The sequence below is a fragment of the Streptomyces araujoniae genome (assembly GCF_050871195.1).
Lineage (GTDB): Bacteria > Actinomycetota > Actinomycetes > Streptomycetales > Streptomycetaceae > Streptomyces > Streptomyces bacillaris.
The window spans coordinates 6,335,574-6,352,258 of sequence record NZ_CP194070.1; the positions used below are offsets into that span (position 1 = coordinate 6,335,574).

Below are 16,685 nucleotides of genomic sequence, written 5' to 3' on the forward strand. Positions count from 1 at the left end.
GCCACCGCCGACGGGACGGATGTGCGGATCACTCCGCTCCCGGAGGCAACCCGCGCGTTCGACTCCCCGTCTCGATCTCCGAGAGCGCGTTCGATCCGGATACAGACCAACGGAACGGGCGTGCGCGGAGCCAGGGTTGAGGAGGAGCTTTGATACGTGGCCGGAGAGCATGGGCCACCGCGATAGCGGTGCTGACGGTGGGGGGGGTGGCGCCGACGGGGGCGTACGCCGCCCCAGCGCCGCCGGAGATACCCGGTGCCACCGCGACACCCCATGCGGGCGACGCGCTGCCGCCCGGCTGGCGCATCGCCGGAGAGAACGGGCGCAGCCACCTGGAGTGGCGGGCGCCCGAGCCGGTCCCCATGGGCGACGCCCGCGTGGAGTTCCGCGCGAACGGCGCGCTCGTGGGCGTACCCGAACCGCAGGACGACGGCCGGACGTTCCGGCTGCCGCTCGAAGAGGTCCGTACCGCCGATCTCGGCGACCTCGCGGTCGAGGCGGCCGGGCGCCGAATCGACCAGGCCCCGGGCGCGGGCGCGAACCGCAAGGCCAAGCCGCCCGCCCCGAAGCTGCCGCCCAAGCTGCCCGCGGGCACCGTCGACCCGGGCAAGCCCGGCACGTACGCCACCACCACCGGTGAGTACGACCTCCCCGGCGTCAAGCTCCCCGGCTTCCCCGAACGCGTCGAGATGCGCGGAGTCGTCGTCGCCCCGAAGAAGGCCCCCGGCAAGCGCCCCATCGCCCTCTTCCTGCACGGTCGCCACGCCACCTGCTACGTCCCCGGCAAGGACGGGGAGGCCTCCGGCGACTGGCCCTGCGCCAAGGGCAGCAAGCCGATCCCCAGCCACCGCGGCTATCTGCGCGACCAGAAGCTGCTGGCCTCGCAGGGGTACGTGACCGTCTCCATCTCCGCCAACGGCATCAACGGCCAGGACTGGAACGCCGAGGACGGCGGCGCGCAGGCCCGGTCCTCGCTGATCCGCAACCACCTCGGCCGCTGGGCCGACTGGGCCGCCAAGCCCGCCTCCGCGCCCGCCGCCGTACGCAAGGGGCCGAAGGCCGACCTGTCCCGGGTGCTCCTCGTCGGGCACTCGCGCGGCGGCGAGGGCGTCAACCGCGCGGTGATGGACAGCCTGTACCAGCCGCCGGCCGCCCAGGACGGCTACCGCTCCAAGGCCCGCTGGAACATCCGCGGCACCGTCCACATCGGGCCCACGATCTTCGGCCAGAACCCGGTGCCGGACGTCCCCTCGCTGACGATCCTGCCCGGCTGCGACGGCGACGTATCCGACCTCCAGGGCCAGGTGTTCACCGACGGCACCCGGGGTGTCAGCCGGGGCAAGGCCCTGCACAGCTCGGTCTACATGGTCGGCGCCAACCACAACTACTTCAACACCGAGTGGACGCCCGGCCAGGCCCAGGCCCCGGCCGACGACGACTTCTGGCACGACGAGGAAGCCCCCGACCCGCTCTGCTCGCCCGGCGCCGCCGGACGGCTCACCGCCGACCAGCAGCACAAGGCGGGCGCGACCTACATCGCCGCCGCCGCGCGGCTGTTCGTCGGCGGCGACGACCGCGTACGCCGGCTCGTCGACGGCACCGGCCGCCGCGCCCCCTCCGCCGACCCCGCCCGGGTGCTGACCCACGCGGTCGGCGGCAACCGGAGCGCCGGATTCCTGCCCGACGACCCGCAGGGCGGGCCCAAGGTCGGCGGCGCCAGGCTGTGCGACGCCGTCGCCCCCGGCCGCTCCGCCTGCCTGGGCGAGAAGGACCCCGGCAGGTCGCCGCACTTCGCCCAGTGGCGCCCCGAGCACGAGGCCGGCCGCCGCGCGGTCGCCCTGGACTGGAAGAAGCCGGGCACCATCGCCCGCGTCACCCCGAAGAAGCCGGTCCCGGTCAAGGGTGCGCAGAGCCTCGCGCTCCGCGTCGCCGTACCGCCGAACACCACGGGCACCCGCTTCGACGTCCACGTCAAGGACGCCAAGGGCAAGCGCGCCAAGCTGGGCAGCGTCAAGATCGACGGGCTGCCCGGAACCGACCGGACCAGCTCGTACTGGGCCCAGGAGGTCCGCGTCCCGCTGGCCCCCGCGACCCGTGCCAAGCTCGACCTGGGCCGGATCGCCCACCTGGAGCTGACCCCGCTCTCCTCCTCCGGCAAGGCGTGGCTGATGGACGCCTGGTCGTGGAAGCCGGGCACCCCCGCGGTGAAGGCCGCGCCGCTCGCCCGCGTCGACATCGGTCGTCTCACCGTCAAGGAGGGCGACTCCGGCTTCCGTACGTACCAGGTCCCCGTCCGCACCACCGGCAAGAACGCCGGAGCGGTCCGGCTGTACGTCATCGACCCGGACACCGGCAAGTCGGCCGGCCGCCTGGTCAGGGTCGGCCCCGGTACCGCCGGGATCAACGTCAAGGTGAAGGTCGAGGGCAACAAGCGCTACGGCTGGGACAAGGCCTACGACGTCCTCGTCAAGGCCGTCCAGGGCACGGTCATCGGCGCTGACGCCGGTGGCGTACTCGCCGAGAACGACGACCCGATGCCGAAGGTGACCGTCAAGCCGGTGGCCGACGACGTCACCGAGGGCTCGCCGCTGACCTGGCGGATCTCCCTCTCGGAGAAGGCGGACGTCGACATCTGGACCGTGGCCCAGCTGATCCCCGTCCCCGACGGCCGCCCGGAGCTGTCCACGGCCGATGTCGACCAGGAGTGGCTGTCGCAGCTGGTCGAGGAGGTCCCGAACCCCGCGATCCCGCTCTCGGAGGTCGAGTACGGCACGCTGTGGACGACGGTCGAGGCAGGCCGGACCTCCGCGGACCTCACCGTTCCGACCATCCGTGACCAGGTGAAGGAGCCGACCGAGTACGTCCGCCTCCAGCTGACGGACGAGGAGGACGCACCGCTGGGCCCGCCCTTCGAGGGCACGGTCCGCGACACGCCGTAACCCGTCCCGCACACGGGCTCCGGCCCCTCCGCGATCGCGCGGAGGGGCCGGAGCCCTGTCCGCGGTGGGCGCACCCATCCTTTACGGCAGCGCGGGTAGAAGTGCACAGGGGCACCTGGGCATGACCGGGCGGCGGCTATGTACTAGAGTTATCTCGACATCGAGATATGTGCCGAGGCGCACCACAGCCGCCGCCCGGTAAGGCATACCTAACTAAGCCTTACCTTAGCGGATGGTCGGGGCCGTAGGCGGCACAACGCGGTGCCCGCTGCCAATGAGGCGCGGCGCGGTAGACGCGCACATTGAAGAAGGAGACTGTCGTGTCGGCGAACAGCTTCGACGCCCGCAGCACGCTGCGCGTGGGCGACGAGTCGTACGAGATCTTCAAGCTGGACAAGGTCGAGGGCTCCGCGCGCCTCCCGTACAGCCTGAAGGTCCTGCTGGAGAACCTGCTCCGTACCGAGGACGGCGCGAACATCACCGCCGACCACATCCGGGCCATCGGCGGCTGGGACTCCCAGGCCCAGCCCAGCCAGGAGATCCAGTTCACGCCGGCCCGCGTGATCATGCAGGACTTCACCGGCGTGCCCTGTGTCGTGGACCTCGCCACCATGCGTGAGGCCGTGAAGGAGCTGGGCGGCGACCCGGCGAAGATCAACCCGCTGGCCCCGGCCGAGCTGGTCATCGACCACTCCGTCATCGCCGACAAGTTCGGCACCAACGACGCGTTCGCCCAGAACGTGGAGCTGGAGTACGGCCGCAACAAGGAGCGCTACCAGTTCCTGCGCTGGGGCCAGACCGCCTTCGACGAGTTCAAGGTCGTCCCCCCGGGCACCGGCATCGTCCACCAGGTGAACATCGAGCACCTGGCGCGTACGGTCATGGTCCGCAACGGCCAGGCCTACCCCGACACCCTCGTCGGCACCGACTCGCACACCACCATGGTCAACGGCCTCGGTGTGCTGGGCTGGGGCGTCGGCGGCATCGAGGCCGAGGCCGCCATGCTCGGCCAGCCGGTCTCCATGCTCATCCCGCGCGTCGTCGGCTTCAAGCTGACCGGCGAGCTGAAGCCCGGCACCACCGCCACCGACCTCGTGCTGACCATCACCGAGATGCTGCGCAAGCACGGTGTCGTCGGCAAGTTCGTCGAGTTCTACGGTGAGGGCGTCGCCGCCACCTCGCTCGCCAACCGCGCCACCATCGGCAACATGTCGCCGGAGTTCGGCTCCACCGCCGCGATCTTCCCGATCGACGACGAGACGCTGAACTACCTGCGCCTGACCGGCCGCGACGCCCAGCAGGTCGCCCTCGTCGAGGCGTACGCCAAGGAGCAGGGCCTCTGGCTGGACCCGAAGGCCGAGCCGGACTTCTCCGAGAAGCTGGAGCTGGACCTCGCCACGGTCGTCCCCTCCATCGCCGGCCCGAAGCGCCCGCAGGACCGCATCGTCCTCGCCAACGCCGCGCAGCAGTTCGCCTCGGACGTCCGCAACTACGTCTCCGACACCGGTGTCGACGAGGCGGGCAAGGAGTCCTTCCCGGCCTCCGACGCCCCGGCCGTCTCCAACGGCGTCCCGTCGAACCCGACCACCGTCACGGCCCCCGACGGCTCGACGTACGAGATCGACCACGGCGCCGTCACCGTCGCCGCGATCACCTCCTGCACCAACACCTCGAACCCCTACGTCATGGTCGCCGCAGCGCTCGTGGCGAAGAAGGCGGTCGAGAAGGGCCTGACCCGCAAGCCGTGGGTCAAGACCACCCTCGCCCCGGGCTCCAAGGTCGTCACCGACTACTTCGACAAGGCGGGCCTGACCCCGTACCTCGACAAGGTCGGCTTCAACCTCGTCGGCTACGGCTGCACCACCTGCATCGGCAACTCCGGCCCGCTGCCGGAGGAGGTCTCCAAGGCCGTCAACGACAACGACCTCGCCGTCACGTCGGTCCTCTCGGGCAACCGCAACTTCGAGGGCCGCATCAACCCCGACGTCAAGATGAACTACCTGGCGTCCCCGCCGCTGGTCGTCGCGTACGCCATCGCCGGTTCGATGAAGGTCGACATCACCAAGGACGCCCTGGGCGCCGACCAGGACGGCAAGCCGGTCTTCCTGGCCGACATCTGGCCGACCGAGGCCGAGGTCAACGACGTCGTGGCCAACGCCATCGGCGAGGACATGTTCAACAAGTCCTACCAGGACGTCTTCGCGGGCGACGCCCAGTGGCAGGCGCTCCCCGTCCCGACCGGCAACACCTTCGAGTGGGACGCCGAGTCCACCTACGTGCGCAAGCCCCCGTACTTCGAGGGCATGGCGATGGACCCGGCCCCGGTCGAGGACATCACCGGTGCCCGCGTCCTCGCCAAGCTGGGCGACTCGGTCACCACCGACCACATCTCCCCGGCCGGTGCGATCAAGGCCGACACCCCGGCCGGCAAGTACCTCACGGAGCACGGCATCGAGCGCCGTGACTTCAACTCCTACGGCTCGCGCCGTGGCAACCACGAGGTCATGATCCGCGGCACGTTCGCCAACATCCGCCTGCGCAACCAGATCGCGCCGGGCACCGAGGGCGGCTACACCCGCGACTTCACCCAGGACGGCGGTCCGGTGTCGTTCATCTACGACGCCTCGCAGAACTACCAGGCCGGCGGCACCCCGCTCGCGATCCTCGCGGGCAAGGAGTACGGCTCCGGCTCGTCCCGCGACTGGGCCGCCAAGGGCACCGCGCTCCTGGGCGTCAAGGCCGTCATCGCCGAGTCCTACGAGCGCATCCACCGCTCGAACCTCATCGGCATGGGCGTCCTCCCGCTCCAGTTCCCCGAGGGCCAGAGCGCCGAGACCCTCGGCCTCACCGGCGAGGAGGCCTTCTCCTTCACCGGCGTCACCGAGCTGAACGACGGCACCACCCCCCGTACGGTCAAGGTCACCACCGACACCGGTGTGGAGTTCGACGCGGTCGTCCGCATCGACACCCCCGGCGAGGCGGACTACTACCGCAACGGCGGCATCCTGCAGTACGTGCTCCGCAGCCTGATCCGCAGCTGAGCCGCAGCGTGACAGCAGGGCCGCACCCCGGGAACCCGGGGTGCGGCCCTGCCGCGTTCGTACGGGACCTGCCCGCTAGGCGGGGTCCCGTTCGACCCGGTCGATCCGGCACGTCGTGCCCGGCGGCACCTCACCGAGCCCCTGGGCCTCCGCCCGCACCGACGCGCCGGGGGCGAGATCGTCGGCGATCGCGACGCCACCGGTCCGCATCCTTCCGTCCGGGTCCACGAACTCGACGAACACGATGTACCCGGCCGGGCCCTCGCCCCCGTTCACGACCTTCACCTCCGCGTGCGGCCAGCCGATCAGCTTGTCCCGCACGCATTTGGTGACCGTGGCGTCCCCGTCGGCGCGCGGCCCGGGAGCGACCGGCTCCGTCTCCTCCTCGGCGTCGTAGGGAGCTTCCTCGTCGTAGGGCGCCCCCTCGTCCTCCGGCACCTCCTCCTCATACGCCTCCGATCGCGCGGGCGCCAGCGCGGTGGAGTCCGCGGCCGCGTCCAGCAACGAGTGGACGAGTGCCACCAGCGCCCCCGCCACGACCAGCGAGCCGCCCACGGCCAGCGTCACGATCAGCCCCGTACGCTGCCTGCGCGGCGGCGGTGCCGGGGGCGCCCACGGGGAGAGCGGCGGCCCGGCCACCGGAGGCTCCGGCTGCGGCCGTTCGGGCGGCGGAGGCGGAGAGTTGTCGGACATGCGGTCCCCCCACGGGAAGTCGATCAAGCGGGGGACTTACGGTACGTGGCCCCACCCGCACCACCGGCACCACCCGTGCAGAAAGCGAACGGACCCCATGGGCGAGCTGATCCTCATCCGGCACGGCGAGACCGAGTGGTCCCGCTCCGGGCAGCACACGAGCTGGACCGACCTCCCGCTGACCGCCACCGGAGAACGCCAGGCCCGCGCCCTGGTCCCGCTCCTCGCCGACCGGAACATCGGCCTCACCCTCGTCAGCCCCTCGATCCGGGCCCGGCGCACCGCCGAACTGGCCGGGCTCCACGCCCCCCGCGTCACCCCCGAGCTGCGGGAGTGGGACTACGGCGGCTACGAGGGCATCACCACCCGGGCGATCCGCCGCACCCGCCCCTTCTGGAACCTCTGGACCGACGGTGTCGACCCCGGCTCCGACGAGCACCCCGGGGAGAGCCCGGCCCAGGTCGGGCAGCGCGCCGACCAGGTGCTGGCGGGCGTCCGGTCGGCCGCCGAGGGGCTCGGGAACGCGGACATCGCGCTCGTCGCCCACTCCCACTTCCTGCGTGTCCTCACCGCCCGCTACCTCGGGCTGACCCCGGCCGAGGGGCGCCTCTTCCAGCTCGCCACCGGCGCCGTATCCCGGCTCGGCACGGAACACGGCGGACCGGTCGTCACCGCCCTCAACATGGCCCTCCCCGAAGCGCTTCAGGAGGCCCAGGAGGACTAGCGGACGCAGAAGGATCAGGGCGCCTGGAACGCCGTGCGGCCGGCACCCCCTCCTCGGGGTACCGGCCGCCGGATCACAGGACGGGGGTCAGGAGATCAGCTCCACCTCCGCCAGCGTCGCCGCCCCCGTCAGCACCAGCCGGTACTGCGCGTACGCTCCCGGCCGGTCCACCGAGAAGGCCCGGGTCTGCTTGTCCCAGGCGAAGGACTGGCCCGAGCGGCGGTCCAGGTCCCTCCAGCTCTTCCCGTCGGACGAGCCCTGGAGCGTCCACCCGGTCGGGGCCTTGCCGGCCGCCGCCGAGGTCAGCGTGTACTGGAGCGCCTTGGTGGACGCCGTCACGGGCAGCTCCACCGAGGTGACCTCCGCCGAGGTGGCCGAGGTGTTGTCGAAGAGCGCGCCGTCACCCTTCAGCACGTCGCCCTTGGGCGCCGGGGCCTTGTCGTCCTGCTGGATGGAGACCGGGGCCGCGTCCTTGCCCGTGCCCCAGGCCGACGGCTTCGGGCCCATGTCGAACTCCAGCGTGCCGCCCTTGGCCAGCACCTCGTGGGGGAGCGCGGTGGAGGTCCACTTCTTGCCGTTGACCTTCACGCCCTGCACGTAGATGTTCGTCGCGCTGTTCTTCGGGGCCTTGACGGTCAGCTTGCGGCCGTTGTCCATGCGGACGGTGACCTTCTTGAAGAGCGGCGAGCCGATCGCGTACTCCCCGCTGCCCATCACCAGCGGGTAGAAGCCGAGCGAGGAGAAGAGGTACCACGCCGACTGCTCGCCGTTGTCCTCGTCGCCGTGGATGCCCTGCCCGATCTCGCTGCCCACGTAGAGGCGGCTCAGCACCTCGCGGACCTTCTCCTGCGTCTTGTGGGGCTGCGAGGCCGCGTTGTACATGTACGTGGCGTGGTGGGCGACCTGGTTGCTGTGCCCGTACTGGCCCATCCGCACGTCACGCGCCTCGGTCATCTCGTGGATGACCCCGCCGTAGCTGCCGACGAACTCCGGGCCCGCCGTCTCCGGCGTCGAGAAGTACGTGTCCAGCTTCTTGCCGAGCCCCGCGCGGCCGCCGTACAGGTTGGCCAGGCCCCGGCTGTCCTGCGGGGCGGTGAAGGCGTAGCCCCAGCCGTTGGTCTCGGTGTAGTCGTAGCCCCAGACGCGGGGGTCGTAACTGTCCGAGGGGAGGCGCCAGTCGCCGTTCGGCTTCTTGCCCTGGAAGAAGCCCGCCTTCTCGTCGAAGAGCTTGACGTACTTCTGCGCCCGGTTGAGGAAGTACTCGGACTCTTCCTTGTACCGCGCCTTCTTCGTCTTCTTGTACAGCTCCTGGCCCATGCGGGCGATGCCGTAGTCGTTGAGGTAGCCCTCCAGCGACCAGGACAGGCCCTCGTGCGTGGCCGTGTTCGCGTATCCGGTGAAGACCGAGGTCTCCATGCCCTTGCGGCCGACGCCCGAGGAGGGCGGGGCCACCGTGGCGTTCTTGACCGCCGCGTCGTACGCCGCCTCGGCGTCGAACTTCACGCCCTTGACGTACGCGTCCGCGAAGGCCACGTCCGAGCTGGTGCCGGTCATCAGGTCCGCGTAGCCGGGGGAGGACCAGCGGGAGGTCCAGCCGCCGTCCTTGTAGTGCTGCACGAAGCCGTCCACCAGCTCACCGGCCTTCTTCGGGGAGAAGAAGGAGTAGGCGGGCCAGGTCGTGCGGTAGGTGTCCCAGAAGCCGTTGTTGACGTACACCTTGCCGTCGACGATCTTCGCGCCGGTCTGCGTCGGGGTGTCCGTGCCGGTCGGCTTGGAGAAGGGGCTCGCGTACTTGTCCTTCCCGTCCACCTTCTCGTGGCCGGAGTTCGGGTAGAGGTAGAGCCGGTAGAGGCTGGAGTAGAGCGTGGTCAGCTGGTCCTCATCGGCACCCTCCACCTCGATCGTCCCCAGGATCTTGTCCCAGGCCTTCTGCGCGGTGCGCTGCACCTTCTCGAAGGAGGTGGACGCGGGGATCTCCATCGCCAGGTTCTTCTTCGCCTGGTCGACGCCGATCAGCGAGGTGGCCAGCCGGAGTTCGACCGTGCGGTCCTTGCCCGCGTCGAAGCGGAAGAAGCCGGTGACGTCGTCCCCGCCCCCGCCCTTCAGCTTGCCGCTGTCCGTCACCGGCGCGTCGAAGACGCCGTACACGAACATGCGGGTCGCACCCGTGGAGAGACCGCTCTTCACGTCCGTGTAGCCGGAGAAGGAGCTGGTCTTCGGGTCCAGGGTGAGGCCGCCGGCGTTCGACACGTTGTCGAAGACCAGGCTGGCGTCCTTGCCCGGGTAGGTGAAGCGCATCCGGGCCGCGTGGTCGGTGGGCGTCATCTCGGCCTTGAGGCCGTTCTCGAACGTGACGCCGTAGTAGTGCGGCTTCGCCACCTCGTTCTCGTGCCGGAACGGCAGCGCGCGGGCGGTACGGGCGGCGTCGGGGGTGCCGGAGGCGGCCGAGGGCATCATCTGGAAGGTCTGCCGGTCGCCCATCCAGGGGCTCGGCTCATGACTGGCGCTGAAGGCCTGGAGGGTGGGGAGGTTGTCCTCGTTGTTGCCCCGGTGGTAGTCGTACAGCCAGCTCAGCGAACCGGCGTTGGTGACCGGCGTCCAGAAGTTGAAGCCGTGCGGGACGGCGGTGGCCGGGATGTTGTTGCCGCGCGAGTAGCCGCCGGAGGAGTTGGTACCGCGCGTGGTGAGCGCGTAGTCCGACAGGTGCGCCTTGCGCTTCGCCGGCTTCTTCGGCTCGATCACGATGTCGTCGACCCAGCCCTGGAACTTCGCCGGGCCCTTGTCGGAGTCGTACGCCACGAGCACCCGGTCGACCGTCTTGCCCGCGGCGACCGTGCCGATGCGCGAGGAGACCTTGTTCCACTGGTTGACGTAGAGCCGCTTGGCGTCGCCCTGGCCCTGCGGGGTCAGCAGCCCGCCGTGGCTGTCGGTGGCCTTCAGCCGGCTGAGATACGTGCCGTCGGTGAAGGCGAGGTCCACCGCGATGTGGGTGGCGGGGTAATTGAGGTCCGTCTCGCCCATCTGCGGATAGACCAGATAGGACAGCTCGGTGTCCTTGGTGACGGCCGTGTTCACGTCGAAGACCTTGTTGTACGCGTACGCCCGGCCGTCCGGCTTGTGCGTACCCGCGTACCGCAGCGCCTTCTTCCCCGTGAACCCCGCGCCCGCCTTGGCCGTGGGCGAGCCGGAGGGGCCCCGGTCGGGCTGGCTGCGCATCTCGTCCGGGACCGGCGCGGAGGTGTCACCGTTCGAGAACTGAACGTCGGCGAGCTGGAGGATGTCCGACGCGCCGTTGTTGGCCGTGATCTCCAGCCGGAAGTGCCGGTAGGCGGTGTCGGAGGCGAAATCGTACGACTTCGTCTCGTGGCGCTTCTCGAACTTCTCGCCCGTACGGGTGTCGAGGTCGGTCCACTCCTTGCCGTCCGCCGAGCCCTTGAGCGTCCAGTCCTTCGGGTCGCGCGGGGCGTGGTCGTTGGCGGAGGTGAGCGCGTACGTCACCACCTTCACCGGCTCGTCCAGGTCGAACTCCACCCAGCCGGTGGGCTGGAACGCCAGCCACTTGGAGGCCGGTTCGACGTCGACCAGGTTCTCCTTGACTTCGCCGCCCGCGGTGTTCTCGGCGCTGGCGCGGACCTCGGTCACCTTGTCGGTGACATTGCCCGGTATTCCGGAGGAGAATCCGCCGTCGACCCCCGACGAGCGGTCTGTGCCGTCCGGCCCCACTTCCACCGTGTTGCGCCAGTCCGGCTGCTTCTCGTCCGCCTCGAAGGAGGAGCGGAACGTCCGTTCGCCGGACGGCTTCCGGTCCGCGTCGGACGGGCCGGCGACGGCGGCCGTGGGGGCCGCGAGGGCCAGGGCGAGTGATGCCGCGAGGACGGCGGCCGTGCGGCTCCGTCTCGTACGGGCGGCGCCGCTGAGGGCCCTTCCGGCGCCTTGGTGGAGACCTCGTGGTGGCTGCATGGCGAGCCGTTCCTCCCCGGAGCGTGCTTGGACAACGTTGTCATAGCGGGATGCAAGGTCCAGTAGGGAGCCAAGTGACAGGACGTGTCAAGGGTGTTGCCTCAGGTGCGGTCCGTGAACCGGCCGTAACGGGAGAAAGCCGCCCCCGGAACTGGGCGTACGGTGCCGAGGAGCCCACGAGGTCTCAACTCGGGAAAGACTGTCGCTCCAACCTGCATTCGATCTTGCTCAGTTGGCGACAAGTGGACTATACCTGTCGCCATCCGCGCGGCCGTTGCAACGGCCGCGCACAAGGGGGAGAACAAGGGACGGCCGCCGGGGTGTCATGGACGCCCAGGCTGTACGGTTCTCCGACCACCCCCTCCGCCGGTTCTTTTCTCCGGTACACCTGCATATCTGCATGACCCGAGCGCAACTGACCGCGGTGGCGGGGCCCTTCGCCTGAGGCGAATTCTCGACGGGTGACCGGTACACCGCCTGAGTCCTGGAGAAGGCGAGGACTTGAGCATGGGATCCACCTCCGCTCACAACAACGAGGGCCTTGGCCGTCGCGATCTGATCAAGCGTTCTGCCGCACTCGGCCTGATCGCTGTTCCGACGATGAGCTTCCTCTCCGCCTGCGCGAGCGGCAGCGGCGACAGCGACGACAACAAGGTCGCCAAGGGCGAGAAGTCCGACAAGAACCCGCTGGCCGTGAACGGCAGCGCACCGCTGGAGATCGTCATCTTCGACGGCGGGTTCGGCACGAAGTACGCGGAGGAGGCCCGGGACGTCTACAAGAAGACCTACCCCGAGGCACAGATCAAGTTCTCCGCCACGCAGAAGATCCAGTCGGTCCTCCAGCCGCGCTTCAACGGCGGCACCCCGCCGGACCTGATCGACAACTCCGGTGCCCAGCAGATGGACACGGGCGTCCTGGTCGGCAAGAAGCAGCTCACCGACCTCACCCCGCTGCTCGACGCCCCCTCCATCGACGACCCCTCCAAGACGGTCCGCGACACCCTGCGGCCCGGCATCGTCGAGATGGGCCGCTTCGACGGCGACCAGGTCTGGGTCCTGTACTACGCGTACACGGTCTACGGCGTCTGGTACTCGCAGACCGCGCTGGACAAGCTCGACGCCACGTACCCGGAGACCTGGGACGAGATGCTCGCGCTCTGCGCGAAGGCGAAGAAGCAGGGCATCGCCGGCTGGACCTACCCCGGCAAGCACCCCTATTACATCCCGTTCTCGCTCTACCCCTTCATCGCCAAGATCGGTGGTGCCGAGGTCCTGGACGCCATCGACAACCTGGAGCCGAAGGCCTGGGAGCACCCGGCGGTCAAGGCGGCCTTCGAGGCGTACTACGAGCTGTTCGCCAAGGGCTACATCCTCAAGGGCACCCCCGGCCTGGACCACCGCGGTTCGCAGGGCGCCTGGGCCCGCGGCAAGGCGCTGTTCATCCCCAACGGCTCCTGGCTGGAGAACGAGGAAGCGGCGATCATCCCCAAGGACTTCAAGCTCTCCGTGGGCGCGCCCTCCAGCCTCGACTCCTCCGACAAGCTGCCCTTCGGCACCATCTGGGCCTCCGGCGGCGAGTCGTTCGTCGTCCCGTCCAAGGCGAAGAACCCGGCGGGCGGCATGGAGCAGCTGCGCATCATGCTCAGCGAGGCCTCCTCCAAGTCCTTCACCACGAACACCAAGTCGCTCTCCGCCTTCAACGGCGGCACCGACGGCATCGAGCTGTCGGACGGTCTGAAGTCCGGTGTCGCCGCGCTGGAGAAGGCGGGCACCAACGTGGTCAACCCGCGGCTGCAGGACTGGTACGTGAAGCTCCAGAAGGAGCAGATCGGCGTCGCCGCGCTCGGCGAGATGATGGCGGGCCGCGCCACCCCCGCCGAGACCATCAAGAAGATCCAGGCCTTCGCCGACGCGACCGCCAAGGACCAGTCCATCAAGCACTACAGGCACCAGTGACCACGCGTCACCAGCGGCGGCAGCTCGGGGAAGGTCGGAGTCGGTAACGATGCAACACGGTAAATACCGGTTCATAGTCGGGTTCTTGGTGGTCCCGATGGCGCTGTACGTCATCTTCGTCATCTGGCCCTTCATCCAGTCCATCTACTACTCGTTCACGGACTGGACGGGGCTGAGCCCCGACTTCAAGATGGTCGGGTTCGACAACTACACCAAGATGTTCGACGACGACATCTTCTGGAAATCGCTCCAGCACAGTGTGCTGCTGGCGGTTCTGCTGCCGCTGGTGACGCTGGGCCTCGCGCTCTTCTTCGCCTTCATGCTCAACGTGGGCGGCCGGCGCCGCAAGGGCGCCGCCGTCACCGGCGTACGGGGCTCGGGTTTCTACAAGATCGCCTACTTCTTCCCGCAGGTGCTCTCGATCGCGATCGTGGCCATCCTGTTCCAGTTCGCCTTCGACCCGGCCCAGGGCATGATCAACGGCATCCTCAAGGCCGTGGGCTTCTCGGACGTACCGGACTGGCTGGGCGACCCGCAGCTGGCGCTGTGGGTCATCATGGCGGTCCTCGTCTGGTGCACCACCGGCTTCTTCGTGGTGCTGTTCTCCGCGGGCATGGCCTCCATCCCCAAGGACTTCTACGAGGCCGCCCTGCTGGACGGGGCGAGCCGCTTCACGACCTTCTTCCGGATCACGCTGCCCCTGCTGTGGGACACGGTCCAGTCCGGCTGGGTCTACATGGGCATCCTGGCGCTCGGCGCCGAGGGCTTCGCCATCGTCCACATCATGAGCGTCGGCCCCGGCGGGCCCGACTACTCGACCACCGTCCTGCCGCTGTACGTCTACCAGTCGGCGTTCCGTGACGGACAGGCGGGCTACGCGACCACGATCGGTGTCGCCCTGCTCATCGTGACGCTGGCGTTCGCCGCCATCGTCATGCGGGTGGGCCGGCGCGAGCGGCTGGAGTTCTGATGAAGACCACTGACACCCCTCCCTCCGGCACCGACGAGGCCGGGATCCCGGCCCAGCGCGCCGGAACGGTCCCCCGGGGCCCGTCGGCCCCCGCGAAGAAGAGCGAGGGCCAGGTCCTCAACGTCTTCTCGCACGGGGTGCTCATCCTGTGGGCGATCATGGTGGTCCTGCCGCTGTTCTGGGCGGTGATGTCCTCGTTCAAGACCGACACGGACATCTTCAACACCCCCTGGTCGCTGCCCGGCTCGCTGAACTTCGACAGCTGGGGCCGGGCGTGGAGCCAGGCCCACATGAGCGAGTACTTCCTGAACACCATCCTGGTGGTGGGCGGCTCGCTCGTCGGCACCCTGGTCTTCGGCTCCATGGCCGCCTATGTGATCGCCCGCTTCGAGTTCCCGGGCAACCGGTTCATCTACTTCCTGTTCGTCGGCGGCATGAGCTTCCCGATCATGCTGGCGCTGGTCCCGCTGTTCTACGTCATGGACAACATGGGGCTGCTGAACACGATCCACGGCCTGATCCTCGTGTACATCGCGTACTCGCTGCCGTTCACCGTGTTCTTCCTGACCTCGTTCTTCCGTACGCTGCCGACCTCGGTCGCGGAGGCGGCGATCATCGACGGGGCCTCGCACACCCGGACGTTCTTCCAGGTGATGCTGCCGATGGCCAAGCCCGGCCTGATCAGCGTCGGCATCTTCAACTTCCTGGGCCAGTGGAACCAGTACATGCTGCCGACGGTGCTCAACACCGACCCGGAGAAGCGGGTGCTGGCCCAGGGGCTGGTGGAGCTGGCCGCGAGCCAGGGGTACAAGGGCGACTACTCCGGCCTCTTCGCGGGCCTGGTGATCGCGATGCTCCCGGTGCTGGCGGCGTACATCGTCTTCCAGCGCCAGGTCGTCTCCGGTCTGACGGCGGGGGCGCTCAAGTAGGTCGCGCACGGACGGAAGCAGGTCGCGCGCGGACCGGAGCAGGTCACCTTTTCACAACGGCCCGGTGCCCCGGCGGAGACTCCTCCGCCGGGGCACCGGGCCGTCGCGCTGTGCGCGCATGCTCAGGTCTTGACGGGAGGCACCCCCGAACGGTCAGCTTAGAGTTCACATGTTGGAGGAAGCCGGGGTGTCATCGCTGCCGCCCCGGCCGGGGCGGTCCTCTCCGGACCGCCCGCCAAGGGCAGGAGTGGATGAGTCGATGGAGACTCCCGGGTCGCAGACATCGCTGCACAGGGCCAATCTGGAGCGGGTCGTACGCGCCGTACGGATGGCCGGTTCGCTCACCCAGGCGGAGATCGCCCGGAGCACCGGGCTCTCCGCGGCCACGGTCTCCAATATCGTCCGGGAGCTGAAGGACGGCGGAACGGTCGAGGTGACGCCCACCTCGGCGGGCGGCCGCCGGGCCCGCAGCGTCTCGCTCAGCGGGGACGCGGGCATCGTCATCGGCGTCGACTTCGGCCATACGCACCTGCGCGTCGCGGTCGGCAACCTGGCCCACCAGGTGCTGGCCGAGGAGTCCGAGCCGCTCGATGTGGACGCCTCCTCCGCCGAGGGGTTCGACCGGGCGGAAGTGCTGGTCAAGCGGCTGATCGAGGCTACCGGAATCGGCCCGGACAAGATCATCGGCGTCGGCCTCGGCGTCCCGGGACCCATCGACGTGGAGTCCGGAACGCTGGGCTCCACCTCCATCCTGCCGGGCTGGACCGGGATCAACCCGAGCCAGGAGCTGTCGGGCCGCCTCGGCGTCCCGGTCTACGTCGACAACGACGCCAACCTCGGGGCGCTCGGCGAGCTGGTCTGGGGGAGCGGCCGGGGCGTCAGGGACCTCGCGTACATCAAGGTCGCCAGCGGCGTCGGCGCCGGGCTGGTGATCGACGGGACCATCTACCGGGGCCCCGGCGGCACGGCCGGCGAGATCGGCCACATCACGCTCGACGAGTCGGGCCCGGTCTGCCGCTGCGGCAACCGCGGCTGCCTGGAGACCTTCACCGCCGCGCGGTACGTGCTGCCGCTGCTCCAGCCCAGCCACGGACCCGGGCTCACCATGGAGCGGGTGGTCCAGCTGGCCCGCGAGGGCGATCCGGGGTGCCGCCGGGTCATCGGGGACGTCGGCCGCCACATCGGCAGCGGTGTCGCCAACCTGTGCAATCTGCTCAACCCCAGCCGGGTGGTGCTCGGCGGCTCGCTGGCGGAGGCCGGGGAGCTGGTCCTGGGGCCCATACGGGACTCCGTCTCGCGGTACGCGATCCCCAGCGCGGCCCGGCAGCTCTCGGTGCTCCCGGGGGCCCTGGGCGGCCGCGCCGAGGTGCTGGGCGCCCTCGCCCTGGTGCTGAGCGAGATGGGGGATTCAACCCTTTTGGAGAGCACCCTCCCCGCAGCGACTCCTGCCTTCACTTAGATAACGAATGGCAC

Annotated in this window: 9 protein-coding genes; 7 read left to right on the plus strand and 2 right to left on the minus strand. The window is 69.6% G+C overall.

Features of this window, described 5'->3' with window-relative positions; all coding sequences use genetic code 11:
* Nucleotides 1-149: 149 nt before the first annotated feature.
* Together ACQ9ZG_RS27135 and acnA are read left to right on the plus strand one after the other, a co-directional pair.
* Nucleotides 150-2,939 carry an alpha/beta hydrolase gene (locus tag ACQ9ZG_RS27135; protein WP_499281314.1) on the plus strand — a complete coding sequence of 930 codons (2,790 nt, stop codon included), beginning with the start codon at nucleotides 150-152 and terminating at the stop codon, nucleotides 2,937-2,939.
* A 320-nt stretch (nucleotides 2,940-3,259) separates the two neighbouring features.
* Nucleotides 3,260-5,980, plus strand: a complete 2,721-nt coding sequence (gene acnA, locus ACQ9ZG_RS27140; RefSeq protein ID WP_109916439.1) for an aconitate hydratase AcnA — start codon at nucleotides 3,260-3,262, stop codon at nucleotides 5,978-5,980.
* Nucleotides 5,981-6,055: 75 nt separating this feature from the next.
* Here acnA and ACQ9ZG_RS27145 read toward each other — a convergent pair whose 3' ends face one another.
* Complete coding sequence (locus ACQ9ZG_RS27145) at nucleotides 6,056-6,673, minus strand: hypothetical protein (protein WP_499281315.1); 618 nt, start codon at nucleotides 6,671-6,673, stop codon at nucleotides 6,056-6,058.
* Nucleotides 6,674-6,770: 97 nt separating this feature from the next.
* Between ACQ9ZG_RS27145 and ACQ9ZG_RS27150 the strand changes: the two genes are divergently transcribed.
* Nucleotides 6,771-7,397: a histidine phosphatase family protein gene (locus tag ACQ9ZG_RS27150; protein ID WP_084991491.1), complete on the plus strand. Its 627-nt coding sequence runs from the start codon at nucleotides 6,771-6,773 to the stop codon at nucleotides 7,395-7,397.
* 87 nt (nucleotides 7,398-7,484) lie between these two features.
* On the opposite strand, the gene ACQ9ZG_RS27155 is transcribed toward ACQ9ZG_RS27150, so the two are convergent.
* Complete coding sequence (locus ACQ9ZG_RS27155) at nucleotides 7,485-11,357, minus strand: GH92 family glycosyl hydrolase (protein ID WP_109914177.1); 3,873 nt, start codon at nucleotides 11,355-11,357, stop codon at nucleotides 7,485-7,487.
* A 507-nt stretch (nucleotides 11,358-11,864) separates the two neighbouring features.
* Between ACQ9ZG_RS27155 and ngcE the strand changes: the two genes are divergently transcribed.
* The 4 genes from ngcE (at nucleotide 11,865) to ACQ9ZG_RS27175 (ending at nucleotide 16,671) form a co-directional block, all read left to right on the plus strand.
* Nucleotides 11,865-13,313: an N-acetylglucosamine/diacetylchitobiose ABC transporter substrate-binding protein gene (ngcE, locus tag ACQ9ZG_RS27160; RefSeq protein ID WP_028418077.1), complete on the plus strand. Its 1,449-nt coding sequence runs from the start codon at nucleotides 11,865-11,867 to the stop codon at nucleotides 13,311-13,313.
* Between the two features lie 49 nt (nucleotides 13,314-13,362).
* Nucleotides 13,363-14,283, plus strand: a complete 921-nt coding sequence (locus ACQ9ZG_RS27165) for a carbohydrate ABC transporter permease (protein ID WP_028418078.1) — start codon at nucleotides 13,363-13,365, stop codon at nucleotides 14,281-14,283.
* Nucleotides 14,283-15,212, plus strand: a complete 930-nt coding sequence (locus ACQ9ZG_RS27170) for a carbohydrate ABC transporter permease (RefSeq protein WP_109914178.1) — start codon at nucleotides 14,283-14,285, stop codon at nucleotides 15,210-15,212. The genes ACQ9ZG_RS27165 and ACQ9ZG_RS27170 overlap by 1 nt, the downstream gene beginning before the upstream one ends.
* Before the next feature lie 259 nt (nucleotides 15,213-15,471).
* Entirely contained in the window at nucleotides 15,472-16,671 is a 1,200-nt protein-coding gene (locus ACQ9ZG_RS27175; RefSeq protein WP_109914179.1) for an ROK family transcriptional regulator, read from the plus strand.
* Nucleotides 16,672-16,685: the final 14 nt, after the last annotated feature.